This is a genomic window from uncultured Jatrophihabitans sp. (assembly GCF_964244045.1).
Classification (GTDB): Bacteria; Actinomycetota; Actinomycetes; order Mycobacteriales; family Jatrophihabitantaceae; genus Jatrophihabitans.
Genome location: NZ_CAXTHK010000001.1, coordinates 144,428 through 157,602, shown reverse-complemented (window position 1 = coordinate 157,602; position 13,175 = coordinate 144,428). Strand labels below are relative to the sequence as shown.

The window sequence follows — 13,175 nt, the reverse complement described above, 5'->3', positions numbered from 1 at the left end:
AGATGGTCGTGAATCCGATCGGATTCACGACCATCTCGACGGACAAGCGCGCAGAACGAGCGGGTCAGCGCGCAGAACGAGCGGGTCAGGCGGCGGCGGTGAGGGGCAGGAGCACGCGGAAGCGGCAACCGTCCTCGGTGTTCGCGACGTCGACCGTGCCGGCGTGCGCCTCGACGATGCCGCGGGTGATGGCCAGGCCGAGCCCGGCACCGGCTGCGTTGAGCTGCGTGCGGTTGATCTCGCCGGTGGTGCGGGCCTTCTGGCCGCGGAAACCGACGTCGAACACCCGCTCGAGCTGGGCCTCGGGGATGCCACCGCACTCGTCGCGCACGGTCAGCTCGGCCACCGGGCCCCGTCCGACACTGGTGACCTTGACCTGCACGTCGACGTGCCCGCTGGCCCGGGTGTGCCGGATGGCGTTGGCGATCAGGTTGGTCAGCGCGCGGTTGAGTTCCGGGCCGCTGCCGTTGACGGCCGTCGCGCCCGTCACCGACCCGGTCAAGTGGATGTTCTTGGCCGAGGCGACCGGCTCGAGCGCGGCCACGCAGTCCGACACGAGGTCGTCGAGGGAGACTTTCTGCAACTCGAGCGACACCACACCGGCCTGGATGCGCGACAGATCGAACAGGTCCTCGACCATCTGGTTCAACCGCTCGACCGAGGCGCCGATCTGCTTGTAGTAGAGCTCCGGGTCGTCGGCCACCCCGTCCTCGAGCGCCTCGGCCATGGCCCGCAGGCCGGCGAGCGGGGTGCGCAGGTCGTGACTGACCCACGAGACAAGTTCGCGACGTGCGGACTCCAGGGCCCGTTCGCGCTCGCGGGTCTCGTTGAGCGCGGTGGCGGTCAGGAACAGCTCTCGGCGGATCTGCTCGTTCTCGGCCGTCAGCTTGCGTCCGGCCGCGGCCGGAATGCGGCCCTCGCCGAGCTCGGTCACGGCCATCCGCAGCGAGTCGGCGTCGCGGCTGAACCGGCGGGCGGCGAGATAGGCCGCAACGCCGGTGACGCCCACCGACAGCACGGTAAGCACCACCATCGAGCGCCAACTCCACTCGGGCACGAGCATGGCGTGCATGCCGCCCCACAACGCGCCCTGCGAGGCGGCTGCCCCGGTAAGCACGGTCGAGACGAGCAGGCCGGTCAGCGAGCGGCGGCGCACGGGTATCAGCACCAGCCACATGCCCAGGCCGGCGACGACCGTCCAGAGCAGGGCCAGCGCGACGTTGCCCGCCGTCAGGTTCATCGTGCCGACTCGTTCACTGCGGCAGCTCGAGGCGGTAGCCGATGCCCCAGACGGTCTGGATGAGCGTGGGGTTCGTCGGGTCCTGCTCGACCTTCTCGCGCAGCCGGCGTACGTGGACGGTGACCGTCGACTGATCGCCGAACGTCCAGCCCCACACCTCCTCCATCAGCTGCTTGCGGTCGAACGCCTGTCCGGGGTGGGCGAGCAGGAAGCTCAGCAGGTCCAGCTCGCGCACGGTGAGCGCGAGTTCGGCGCCGTCCTTCACTGCGCGACGGGCAGCGGTGTCGACCGTGATTGCGCCTGCGGTGAGGATCGTTTTGGCCCCGGCCGGCGTGCTGGACCCCGCGCGCCGCAGCACGGAGTCGACGCGAAGCACGACCTCGCGCGGAGAGAACGGCTTGGTGACGTAGTCGTCGGCGCCCACCTCGAGGCCGGCGATGCGGTCCTCGGGCTCGGCCAGCGCGGTCAGCATGACGACGGGCAGCTCGGGCCAGCTCGAGCGCACCTGACGGCAGACCTCGAGGCCGTCGACCTTGGGCAGCATGAGGTCGAGCACCATGAGGTCGGGCTGCAATCCGGCCAGGGCGTCGAGGGCCTGCTGCCCGTCGGCGGCGCGGACGGTCGTGTGCCCCGCCTTCTCCAGGTAGGTGATCAGAACGGACGCGATCGTGTCGTCATCGTCCACGACCATCACCTGTGCCATGCGGTCATCCTAAGGACGTACTGATGACGCCGATAGCCGCGCGAGCCGTGGTCGGGCGAGCGTCACCGGGCCGTAATGGATGGCGACGGGACTACCGCAGGTGCGGTCCATAGCCTGGCTCGGTGAACCCTGCGCGCGACATCCGGCACGCCGTCACCGACGCAGGCGCCCTGGACATCGCGCGTTGGCTCGCACCGCCCGACGCCGTCGATCAGTCCGTCCTGGACCGCTGTGTGGGTCCGGTGCTCGACGTCGGGTGCGGGCCCGGTCGCTTCGTCTCCGCGCTCAGCTTTCGCGGCGTCGCCTGCCTCGGCGTCGACATCTCCGAGACGGCCGTCGTCCTGGCCCGCGGGCAGGGCTTCCCTGCGTTGCTGCGCAGCGTGTTCGGGGTGCTGCCCGGCGAGGGCCGCTGGCCGACCGTCCTTCTCATGGACGGCAACATCGGCATCGGGGGCGACCCGCTGCGGCTGCTCGAACGGATCGCGCGGCTGCTACAGGCACGCGGCGAGGTGATCGTCGAGGTGACCGCGACCGACGACATCGACGAGGTGGTCGAGGTCTGTTTCACCGACAACGGCGCCCAGGTCGGGCCGGCGTTCGCATGGGCGGCGGTCGGCCTCCCGGCACTCTCCCGGTACGCAATGGACGCCGGCTACACCGTCGGGGAGACGTGGACGGCCGGTGGTCGGACCTTCGTGGTGCTTGCTCGATAACCTGCGACCCATGCCGGACGCCCCGATCGACCTGACCTACGACGGCCCGTTGGCCATCATCACGCTCAACGCCCCGCCGCTCAACTTGTTCACGCCGGACATGATGGCTGCGCTGAAGTCGGCACTTGCCCACGTCACGGACTCCGAGGCCCGCGGTTTGCTGCTGCAGGCCGAGGGACGCGCGGTGTCGGCCGGGGTGGACGTCAACTTCTTCACCACGCTCGATGCCGTCTCCGGCGCGGCGGTCTGGCGCGATTGGCTCGACTTCATCCACGCGCTCGAAGACCTGCCGATCCCAACGGTGTTCGCCGCCCACGCGCTCTGCCTCACGGCCGCCTTCGAGATCTCGCTGGCCTGTGACCTCATCCTCGCCGCCGAGTCCGCACGCTTCGGGCTCGTCGAGATCGTCGTCGGGTTGACGCCGTCGATGGGCGGTCCCCAGCGTCTCGTCGAACGAGCCGGTCCTGCGCGCGCTCGGGAGTTGATCTACACCGGTGAGCTGTTCGGCGCCGCGACCCTCGAGCAGTGGAACGTCGTCAACCGCGTGCTGCCCGACGAGGGCTTTCGCGAGGCCGCGCACGCGTTCGCGCTGCGGCTGGCCAACGGGCCGACCCGCGCGCACGCCGCCACCAAGCTGATCACCGCCGCGGCGGCACGCAACGGCGCTCGCGCCGCCGACGACCTCACCCCGCTGGTCAGCGGCGCGCTGCTCGCCAGCGAGGACCTGCAGAACGCAATCGCGTCATTCCTGACCGACGGCCCGGGCAAGGCGACCTACACAGGCCGCTGACGTTCAGCCAGCGGCGGCGACGAGCGAGATCTCGATCAGCCAGGCAGGCTGGGCCAGCGCCGGAACGGTGACCAACGTGCTGGCCACCCGCCGCCCGCCGAGGAAGGCGTCGCGGGCCGCCATCGCTTCGCCCAACCCAGCGCCCAACCCTGCGCCTAACCCTGCGCCCAACCCTGCACCCATCGCGGACGCCACGACGTAGGTGGTCACGCTGACGACGTCGTCAGGCCCCATGTCCGCGTCAGCCAGGACGGCCGCCAGATTGGCCCAGACGACGTCGGCCTGAGCGGCCACCCCCTCGGGCACCTGCCCGTCGGGCGCAACCGGGACGACCCCGGACGTATGCAGCCACCGCCGCGTGTCCGTGCTGAGGACGGCGTGGGCGTAATTCGCCGCAGGCGGTGCGATCGACTCGGGCATGACGGCGCGCAGCATGGGCCGACTGTAGGTGGCCGCTCCGTCAGACCCGGTCCCGGCGCCAGACCAGGTCGAAGACCAGCTTGGCGACCCCGATCGTGGCCACGATGCCGCCGCCGACCAGCAGCCCGCCGCCGCCGATATCGGCGGCCGCACCGAAGCTGGCGACGTGCCGGGCGCACAACCAGAAGTACGTGCCGACCATCGCGACGCCCAAGGTCAAATTTGTGACGGTGCTGAGCCGCATCTGCTTCGGGCCGACACGCCGGCGCACCGCTTCACGTGGCGATCGGCCGCGCGCGAGCTGCAGCACGTCGTAGACGATCTTGCAGGCGCCGACGACGAGGACGAAGACTCCGCAGATTCCCAGGGCTGCGGACACCCTCTCCATCCAGCCCGCGCCGCTCGACGAGCCGAGTGTGGTCACGACGAACGAGCCCAGCTCCATGCCGAGGCCGGTGAACACGCAGCGGTAGGAACTGGGACGCAGTGCATTACTTGTTGTCATGGCAGCATCGTCATTCGCTGCGGCGACCACCCACCGAGCAGAACTACTCAACCGTGACGACTGAACCGGGTAGCCGAGCCGGTCTGGCACGCTGACGAGATGGAACGCGTACTCGGAATCGGTGGTCTTCCTGCGGGCCCCGATCCGGCCGCTGTCACCGCCTGGTAACGCGAGAACCTCGGCCTCGACGCGGATGGGGGTCGTCGACCCGGAAGGTAACCGGGTCGAGCTCTGGCAGCCTGCCCTGACCTGACGGGTGAAACCCGACGCTCCTGAAACCCAGTGTTCATGGCTGGGAAACCCCACGTAGACGTCCAGGACAGAGGTTGGGACCCGTGCAGCGGGGGGCAAGGTGACGGGGTGGACGGCGGCGGTCCGCCGGTGCCCGAAATCGATGCTGCACGGCCCCTGCGCCGGCGTCGGCGCGGCCGGCGCATGCGAGGTCCCGGACGTCGGCCCGTGCGCCTTCCTCAACGTCGATGCAGTCGACTGGCCCTACGAACACCCCGGCCGAGCGGCCCCGCCGTGGCGAGCGACGAAACCACCGGTCGTGATTGCCGACGTTCCCGCCGCCGCGCTGGACGTCGAGTCACTGCGTACGGTCGGGGCCCTCCTGGCCGGCAGCGTCGACGCCGGCCTGACCGGCGACCACGGGCTCGCCCGCGTGCAGTTCCCGCCGTCGTACCGCGTCCGTCTCCTCGCCGAGGCTGGTCTCCCGACCTGGGCGGGGTTGAACTGCCGCGATCGCAACCGCGTCGCGCTCGAGGGTGAGATCGCGGCGTGCATCGCCGCCGGCGCGGCCGGCCTGCACTGCGTCACCGGCGACCACCCGGCCCGAGGCGGGCGGCCCGACGCGCAGGCCGTCTTCGACCTCGACGCGCTCGGCCTGGTCCGGCTCGCGGCCCACCGCGGCGTCGCAGTATCCGTGGCGCACGCACCGGCCACGCCGCCCACGGCCATCCGTCTGCCGCGCGTGCTGGCCAAGGCGGCAGCCGGCGCCGACACCGTGTTCGTCGACCACTGCGGCGGCCCGTCGCAGGTCACTGACGCCACGGCGGCACTGCGCGCTGCCGGCTTCGGCGGCGACGTCATCGCGTGCGTACCGGTCGTCACCGATCTGGAGTCCGCGCAGGTGCTGCTCTCCTTCGCCGCCGGGCTCGTCCCAGCCGGCTACGTGGAGTCGGTGCTCGACGCCACCGACCGGCGCGCGGCCGGCGTTGCCGCGGCGGTCGAGCTGTGTCGTGCAATGCTCGCCATTCCCGGCGTGGACGGGGTCGACCTCTCCGGCGGCACCCAACCGGGACGCGAGATCGTCTCGGCTGAAGCGCTCGCCGAGATCGGCCGCGCGGTTCACGCGTCCGTCTGCGAACCGGCATGAGCACCGTCCTGCGGCATGCGCGCCTCGTCGACGGCAGCACTACTGACGTGCTCCTCGACGGCGACCGCATCGCCGCCGTCGGCCCCGGCCACTCGGCGGACTCGACGATCGACCTCTCCGGGTACGTCCTGCTGCCGTCCTTCGTCGAACCGCACGCCCACCTCGACAAGGCGTTGACCGTGTCGCGTTCGGTGAACCGCACCGGCGACCTGCTCGGGGCCATCCACGCGATGAACGAGATCGCAGATGGGTTCACGCACACCGACTTCGTGCGCCGGGCCGACGCCGCACTGCGCATCCACCTCGCGTACGGCACGACGGTCGTGCGCAGCCACGTCAACATCGGTTCGACGTTCGGCCTGCGGGCGCTGGCCGCGCTCGTCGAGGTGCGCGAGGCGTGGCGCGGCGTCGTCGATCTCGAACTCGTCGCGCTGATCGGCCACCCGATCCTCGGCGAGGCCGGTACCAACCTCAAGGTCGCGCTGGCCGAGGGTGCTGACGTCGCCGGCGGGTGCCCGCACCTGGACCCCGAGCCGATCGCGGCCGTCGACACCTGCCTCGGCATCGCGGGCGAGGCCGGGGTGCCGCTTGACCTGCACACCGACGAGACGCTGAACCCGGGCATGCTCACTCTCGAGCACCTGGCCGATCGGGTGCTGGCCACCGGCTTCGAGCACGGTGTCACCGGCAGCCATTGCGTCAGCCTCGGCGTACAGCCCGAGGACGTGCAGCGGCGCATGGCCGAGAAGATCGCCGCGGCCGGGATGGCGATCGTGGCGCTGCCGCAGACGAACCTGTACCTGCAGGGTCGCGAACATCCGGTCGCGACGCCGCGCGGGCTCACCGCCGTCCGCCCGCTGCTCGCTGCCGGTGCGACGGTGGCCGCCGGCGGCGACAACCTGCGCGACGCCTTCCACCCCGTCGGGCGCGGTGACGCCCTCGAGGTCGGCGCCCTCATGGTCACCGATGGCCACCTGTCCGTGTCGGACGCGCTGCGCACGCTCACCGAGGGCGGACGCGCGGCGCTGCGGCGGGAACCAGTCGCGATCGAAGCAGGCGCGCGCGCCGACCTCGTCGCGGTCCGGGCCGTCGACGCCAATGAGGCGCTCGGTGCGGCAAGCCCCGATCGCTTCGTCTGGAGCGGCGGCCGGCTCGTCGCCCGCACCCGCGTCGACACCCAACTGGCCACATCCCTCGACGGAGAGGTAGCACCATGACACCGACGGCAGCGACACCGACGGCAGCGACACCGACGGCAGCGACCGGAACCCTCAGCGATACCGCAGCCATGCGGTTCAGCGGCGTGGCCAAGCAGTTCCCGGACGGGACGGTGGCCCTGACCGACGCCGATCTCGTCGTGCGCCCCGGCGATTTCGTCTCCGTGGTCGGGCCGTCGGGTTGCGGGAAGAGCACCCTGCTACGCATCGCGTCCGGGCTCGACAAGGCAAGCGCCGGCGAGGTCGAGATCAACGGCCGCAACGTGGGCTATGTCTTCCAGGACGCGACGCTGCTGGCGTGGCGCACGGTGCAGGCCAACATCGAGCTGTTCTGTGAGCTGGAGGGCGTGTCGAAGGCCGAACGGCGCAAAAGGGCCGCCGACGCTATCGCGCTCGTCGGGCTGTCCGGCTTCGAGAAGCACCTGCCGCACGAGTTGTCCGGCGGTATGCGGATGCGCACCTCGCTGGCCCGCTCGCTCACCCTCGAACCAGAGATCTTCCTGTTCGACGAGCCGTTCGGTGCGCTCGACGAGATCACCCGCGAGCGACTGAACGACGAGTTGCTGAAGCTGTTCAAGGCCCGCAACTTCGCCGGGTTGTTCATCACCCACTCGGTCGCCGAGGCGGTGTTCCTGTCCACCCGGGTCGTCGTGATGTCCGGACGGCCCGGTCGCATCGTGGCCGAGATCGACGTGCCCTTCGACTACCCGCGATCACCCGAGCTGCGATACACCCCCGAGTTCGCCGAACTCTCCGGCGAGGTCTCGCAACACCTGCGGAGCGTCTCATGACGACAACACAAGAGCCCGTAGCTGTCGACCCCGGCGTAACGCAGGCGCCCGGTTCGGTACTGGCCCCGCCGGTCCGGTCTCGTGAGCGGCGTGGTCCGAAGGCCCGCGTGCAAGGGATGATCGGCCCCACTGTTGTTTTCGGCGTCGTCATCGGCATCTGGTACTTCGTCACCTACGTAGTCCTCGAAGCGGACCTGCGCTACGAGTTCCCCCCGCCGGACCAGGTGATCCACGACGGGTTCATCAACAGCTACAACCGCAGCCAGCTGCTGCATGCGCTGCTGCGCACCGCCGAGGTGACGTTCGTCGGTCTGGCGATCTCCATGGTGCTCGGCACGCTGTCCGCGGTGATCATGGTGCAGGCCAAGTGGCTGGAGAACTCGCTCTACCCGTGGGCGATCATGTTGCAGACGGTGCCGGTGCTGGCAATCATTCCGCTGATCAGCTTCTGGTTCGGCTACGGGCTGCAGAGCCGCATCATCGTCTGCGTCCTCATCTCGTTCTTTCCCATCGTGTCGAACACCGTGTTCGGGCTGCAGGCGGCTGACCGCGGGTCCCACGAGCTGTTCACGCTGCACAAGGCGGGCCGGCTGACCCGGCTGATCAAGCTGCAACTGCCCGCGGCGCTCCCGGCCATGTTCACCGGCTACCGCGTATCCGCGGGGCTGTCGGTCATCGGCGCGATCGTCGGCGAGATCTACTTCAAACAGGGCGTGGCCGGGCTCGGCACCTTGTTCTCCGGATACCTGGCCCGGTTGGACTTCGCACCGCTGTTCGCCGGCGTGTTGCTGTCGAGTCTGCTCGGCATCGCCGTCTTCCTGCTCTTTAGCTGGCTCAACAACCTTGTGGTCGGGCGCTGGTACCGAGCCAACCGCGGTTGACCCATTGATTTCCGCACAACCCAACCAACAAGGAGCACGAGTGACCCGATCACGAAGCATGCGGCGTCGCGGCGCGGCCCTGATCAGCATCGGCGCGATCGCCGTGCTCGCCATGGGCTGCAGCAGCTCGGCCTCGAAGCCCAAGGCCACGGCGGTCAAGACGGCGGCCGATTCCGCGATCGATCTGAAGGCGGCGGGCTGCCCGTCGACCGTCGTGATCCAGACCGACTGGAACCCCGAGAGCGAGCACGGCGGGCAGTACCAGCTGCTCGGGCCGAACCCGACGATCAACACCCAGAAGAAGTCGGTGTCGGGTGACCTGTATGCGGAGGGCAAGCCCACCGGTGTGAAGGTCGAGATCCGTTCGGGCGGGCCGGCGATCGGCTTCCAGACCGTGACCTCGCAGATGTACAAGGACAAGTCGATCACTCTGGGCTACCTGGGCACCGACGAACAGGTGTCGCTGTCGGCGGTCAACCCGACGGTGGCCGTGCTCGCCGGGTTGCAGAAGAGCCCGCAGATCATCCAGTGGTCGCCGCAGGAGCACCCGGACTTCAAGACCATCGCCGACATCGGCAAGACGAACACGAAGGTGCTCTACTTCGAGGGCGCCTCGTACATGGATTACCTCATCGGCAAGGGCATCCTGAAGAAGAGCCAGGTCGACGGCAACTACGACGGCACGCCCACCGAGTTCGTCGGGTCGAAGGGCAAGTTCGCGGTCCAGGGCTTCGCGACATCTGAGCCGTACACGTACTCGCACGAGGTCAAGGCCTGGGACAAGCCGATGAAGTACCAGCTCATCGCCGACGCCGGCTTCGACTTCTACCAGCAGGCGCTCGGCGTGCGGAAGGACGCGCTTCCTAGCCTGACGAAGTGCCTGACCAAGCTCGTGCCGATCATGCAGCAGGCGATCGTCGACTTCGTCGAGAAGCCGGCGGCCACGAACGCGCTCATCCTGAAGCTGGTCGGGGCCTACAACAACGGCTGGGTCTACACGCCGGGAGTCGCGGCGTACGCGGTGGCCACCGAGAAGAAGCTCGGGATCGTGGCCAACGACCCGGCCACCGGCTACCTCGGTTCGTTCGACGCGTCCCGGGTGCAGGAGTTGATCAATATCCTGAAGCCGATCTACAGCAAGACGGGCAAAAAGCTCGCGACCGATCTCACCCCGTCGAGCATCACCACCAACCAGTTCCTGGACAAGAACGTCAAGCTGCCGTAACCGCCCCGCTCACTGATCAACAGCGCCGAACCGTCGTCAGCTGACGGTTCGGCGCTGTTGATCACCGTGGGGGTCTGTCAGGCGGACAGCACGGTGGCTGCCGCGTTACGCCCGCTTGCACCCCACACGCCGGCCCCGGGGAACGTTCCGGCGCCGGTGAGGTACAGCCCGTCGACGGCGGTGCGGTAGCGCGACAGCTCCCGGCGCCGGCCGAGCAGGGTGGCCACCACACTGCCGGGGTAGGACGGCGCGTACCCCCGCGCCAGGCCGAAGTCGCGCTCGTAATCCTCCGGGGTCACAACGCGCCAGTCGCGCACCGAATCCACGAGGCCCGGCTCGCACAGCTCGCCCAGACGTTCCAGCCAGCTCCACGGCTCGGCAGAATCCGTCCAGCCCTTGGCGAGGGCGTACGGCGTCCAGAGCACTTCCAGGCTGAGCAGGTGGGTGTCGGCGTCCGGGCGCATGGTCGGGTCGAGCACGGACGGTGTGTTCACCAGGAACATCGGCGGGTCGGACACCTCGCCCCGGGCACGGGCGTCGGCGGCCGCGATCTGCTGCTCCGGGGTCGGGCACACCAGCGCGGTCGCGATGCCGCGCGCGGCGGCGGGCAGGACGTCCTCGGGCAGCTCGGCGAGCACCCGTAGCTCGGGAAGTCGGGTGACGACGGCGTCGAGCTTCGACTCGTACCCCTCGCCCGGCGGCTGCCGGTACGGCTCGTCGACCGGCAGATCAGGCAGCCAGTCGAGCAGGACGGTGCGCGGGTCGACGGCGGCGACCACACTCGGCGCGGCGATCGAACGCCCATCGGCAAGGCGGACGCCCAGCACCCGGCCGCCACGCACGGTCAGCCCGCCGACCCGCGCGTCAGTGATCAACCGCGCGCCGTGCGCTTGTGCCGCGGCGGCCAACGCGGCCGGCAGGGCACCACTGCCGCCGACCGGACGCCCGACGCCGACGAGGTGCCGTACCGCCGGCCCGAGCGCCGCGAGTCCTGTGCCGGCTGCGTTCGGGGGCAAACCCCACACGGCCGGTCCGGACGTCGCCACCGCGGCGATCATCCACGGCGGCAGGCCAAAGCCGGTCATGACCTCGAGCACGCTGGAGCGGGCCCAGCGCAGCAGCGTGGTGCTGCCGCGCAACCCACGCCGGGCCGCCGCCGCGCCGATCGTTGGCAGGCCAGGGCGCGAGCGTTGGACCTCGAGCATCAGTCGGGCAGCGGGCAGCGCGACATCGAGGTATGCGCGGTACGCAGCGGCGGCGCGGGGGTCGACCCGGGCCAGGCCGTCGATCGTTCGCTCGATGCTGCGCCACTGGATGAACGGCGGCGACGTGCCGTCCCACCCGACCGCGACGGTCACCGGGTCGACGTCGAGATAGGTCAGACCGTGGTCGGCGAGGTCCAGGTCGTTGACGATGCCGCTGGCCAACACCATCGTGTGGTCGCAGTTGCAGATGTTGACCCGCGCACCGATCGCGTCGACCGTCGACGCACAACCGCCCATCGTGCCGCGCGCCTCGAGCACAACCACCTCACGCCCGCCCCGCGCGAGGTACGCGGCGCACGCAAGGCCGTTGTGACCGCCTCCGATGATCACGACATCTGCGGACTCGGGAAGCTCGGGCGGCGTCATGATGATCAGCTGAACACGCGGGTGTTTCGGCTGCGCAACATCGGTCGAGTGGGTAGGACTCGGGCAGTCGACGAGGGAGCAGGATGACGACCGTTCGGGACTCGTTCCGTCAGGTCATGCGCGAGCTGGGTCTGACGACGGTCTTCGGCAACCCCGGTTCGACGGAGGAACCGTTGCTGACGGACTTCCCGGCCGACTTCGACTACGTCCTCGGGTTGCAGGAGGCGTCCGTGGTCGCGATGGCCGACGGGTACAGCCAGCTGACACATCGCCCGGCGTTCGTCCAGCTGCATACCTCGGGCGGTGTCGGGAATGCGCTGGGCAACATCGCCTCGGCATGGCACAACCGCACCCCGCTGATCGTGTTCGCCGGGCAGCAGACCCGCGAGATGCTGCTGCTCGAACCACTGCTGACCAACAGCCAGGCGGTGGACTTCCCGCGCCCGTACGTGAAGTGGAGCTACGAGGTCGCCCGCCCACAGGACGCGCCCGCGGCCCTGCTCCGGGCGTACGCCGCCGCCGTCCAACCGCCCGCCGGGCCGGTATTCCTGTCCGTACCGATGGACGACTTCAATGCCGAGGCCGACCCGACACCGGCCGTTCGCTCGGTCAGTACGGCCCTGCAAGCAAGCGCGGCCGGCCTGCGCGGTGCACTCGACCTCCTGCGCAACGCCGAGTCGCCGGCCATGATCGTCGGCGGCGCGGTCAGCGCACGGTGGGACGACGTCGTGCGATTGGCCGAGACGCTGCGCTGCCCGGTGTGGGCGGCTCCCGAGGAAGGTCGGCCAGGCTTCCCGGAGACCCATCCGCAATTCCAGGGCGCGGCGCCGCCCGCGATCGCCCCGCTGGCAGAGACACTCACCGGCCACGACGTCGTCCTGGTCGTCGGCGCGCCGGTGTTCCGCTACTACCCCTACGAGCCCGGCGATTACCTGCCCGCCGGCACCCGGCTCGTCCACCTCACCGACGACCCGGCCGAGAGCGCCCGAGCGCCGGTCGGCGACAGCATTCTCACCGATCCCGCCGCCGCCTGCGGGGTGCTGGCCGACGAATTGAGCCAGGCCACCCGCCTGCTCCCCAACCCGCGTACTCGACCCGAACCGGCGAAGGCCGACGGCGCCATCACGGCGGAGTACCTGTTCGACGCCGTCCAGCGGCTGCGGCCCGAGACGTCGATCATCCTGCAGGAGTCGTTGTCCAATCTGTCCGCTCTGCACGAGCGGATCCCGGTCTCGACCGTGGGCGCGTTCTTCAGCATGAGCAGCGGGATCCTCGGTTACGCACTGCCCGCGGCCGTCGGTGTCGCGCTGGCCGAAGCGGCCACTTCCCACCCGCGCAAGGTCATCTGCCTGCTGGGCGACGGCGCCGCGCAGTACTCGATCCAAGCGCTGTGGACTGCTGCACTGCGCGAATTGCCCATCCTGTTCATCGTGTTGCGCAACGGCGAATACGCCATTCTCAAGTCGTTCGCCCGCGAGCTCGACACCCCGGACATCCCCGGACTCGATCTGCCAGGCATCGACACACCCCGCATCGCCGAGGGCTACGGCTGCACGAGCTCGTCCGTCACCGACCCGGCCGAGCTCGATGAGGTTTTGAGCGCCGCGCTGGCTCGGTCGGACGGGCCACATCTGCTGCAGGTGACGATCGACCCGAGCGTCCCGCCGTTGCTCTGACAGAA

13 protein-coding genes are annotated in these 13,175 nt (G+C 69.8%); 8 read left to right on the top strand and 5 right to left on the bottom strand.

What is annotated here, in order from left to right; translation table 11 throughout:
* Window positions 1-85: 85 nt before the first annotated feature.
* Both ACFFC4_RS00820 and ACFFC4_RS00815 read right to left on the bottom strand, forming a co-directional pair.
* A complete protein-coding gene (locus tag ACFFC4_RS00820; protein WP_375496802.1) occupies window positions 86-1,240 on the bottom strand; it encodes a sensor histidine kinase in 1,155 nt (384 codons plus the stop codon).
* Window positions 1,241-1,253: 13 nt separating this feature from the next.
* A complete protein-coding gene (locus ACFFC4_RS00815) occupies window positions 1,254-1,943 on the bottom strand; it encodes a response regulator transcription factor (protein ID WP_375496800.1) in 690 nt (229 codons plus the stop codon).
* Between the two features lie 122 nt (window positions 1,944-2,065).
* Here ACFFC4_RS00815 and ACFFC4_RS00810 point away from each other — a divergent pair, with 122 nt between their 5' ends.
* Together ACFFC4_RS00810 and ACFFC4_RS00805 are read left to right on the top strand one after the other, a co-directional pair.
* Window positions 2,066-2,656, top strand: a complete 591-nt coding sequence (locus ACFFC4_RS00810; protein WP_375496798.1) for a class I SAM-dependent methyltransferase — start codon at window positions 2,066-2,068, stop codon at window positions 2,654-2,656.
* Window positions 2,657-2,666: 10 nt separating this feature from the next.
* Window positions 2,667-3,446: an enoyl-CoA hydratase/isomerase family protein gene (locus ACFFC4_RS00805; protein WP_375496796.1), complete on the top strand. Its 780-nt coding sequence runs from the start codon at window positions 2,667-2,669 to the stop codon at window positions 3,444-3,446.
* 3 nt (window positions 3,447-3,449) lie between these two features.
* Here ACFFC4_RS00805 and ACFFC4_RS00800 read toward each other — a convergent pair whose 3' ends face one another.
* Both ACFFC4_RS00800 and ACFFC4_RS00795 read right to left on the bottom strand, forming a co-directional pair.
* Window positions 3,450-3,881 (bottom strand): RidA family protein, encoded by a 432-nt coding sequence (locus ACFFC4_RS00800; RefSeq protein ID WP_375496794.1) that lies wholly within the window; start codon window positions 3,879-3,881, stop codon window positions 3,450-3,452.
* 25 nt (window positions 3,882-3,906) lie between these two features.
* Complete coding sequence (locus tag ACFFC4_RS00795) at window positions 3,907-4,371, bottom strand: hypothetical protein (RefSeq protein WP_375496792.1); 465 nt, start codon at window positions 4,369-4,371, stop codon at window positions 3,907-3,909.
* Window positions 4,372-4,723: 352 nt separating this feature from the next.
* On the opposite strand from ACFFC4_RS00795, the gene ACFFC4_RS00790 reads away from it, so the two are divergent.
* Genes ACFFC4_RS00790 through ACFFC4_RS00770 form a run of 5 tightly spaced genes read left to right on the top strand, consistent with a single transcriptional unit; the run spans window position 4,724 to window position 9,863 of the window.
* Complete coding sequence (locus ACFFC4_RS00790) at window positions 4,724-5,749, top strand: methylenetetrahydrofolate reductase C-terminal domain-containing protein (RefSeq protein ID WP_375496790.1); 1,026 nt, start codon at window positions 4,724-4,726, stop codon at window positions 5,747-5,749.
* Window positions 5,746-6,966: an amidohydrolase family protein gene (locus ACFFC4_RS00785; RefSeq protein ID WP_375496788.1), complete on the top strand. Its 1,221-nt coding sequence runs from the start codon at window positions 5,746-5,748 to the stop codon at window positions 6,964-6,966. Before ACFFC4_RS00790 ends, ACFFC4_RS00785 begins: the two co-directional genes overlap by 4 nt.
* Window positions 6,963-7,757 carry an ABC transporter ATP-binding protein gene (locus ACFFC4_RS00780; RefSeq protein ID WP_375496786.1) on the top strand — a complete coding sequence of 265 codons (795 nt, stop codon included), beginning with the start codon at window positions 6,963-6,965 and terminating at the stop codon, window positions 7,755-7,757. The genes ACFFC4_RS00785 and ACFFC4_RS00780 overlap by 4 nt, the downstream gene beginning before the upstream one ends.
* A complete protein-coding gene (locus tag ACFFC4_RS00775) occupies window positions 7,754-8,638 on the top strand; it encodes an ABC transporter permease (protein ID WP_375496784.1) in 885 nt (294 codons plus the stop codon). Before ACFFC4_RS00780 ends, ACFFC4_RS00775 begins: the two co-directional genes overlap by 4 nt.
* A 40-nt stretch (window positions 8,639-8,678) precedes the next feature.
* Window positions 8,679-9,863, top strand: coding sequence for an ABC transporter substrate-binding protein (locus ACFFC4_RS00770; RefSeq protein WP_375496782.1), 1,185 nt, complete (start codon window positions 8,679-8,681; stop codon window positions 9,861-9,863).
* A 77-nt stretch (window positions 9,864-9,940) separates the two neighbouring features.
* Here ACFFC4_RS00770 and ACFFC4_RS00765 read toward each other — a convergent pair whose 3' ends face one another.
* On the bottom strand, window positions 9,941-11,494 hold the full coding sequence (locus tag ACFFC4_RS00765) for a phytoene desaturase family protein (protein WP_375496780.1): 1,554 nt from the start codon (window positions 11,492-11,494) through the stop codon (window positions 9,941-9,943).
* Window positions 11,495-11,577: 83 nt separating this feature from the next.
* Here ACFFC4_RS00765 and mdlC point away from each other — a divergent pair, with 83 nt between their 5' ends.
* A complete protein-coding gene (gene mdlC / locus ACFFC4_RS00760; protein ID WP_375496778.1) occupies window positions 11,578-13,170 on the top strand; it encodes a benzoylformate decarboxylase in 1,593 nt (530 codons plus the stop codon).
* Window positions 13,171-13,175: the final 5 nt, after the last annotated feature.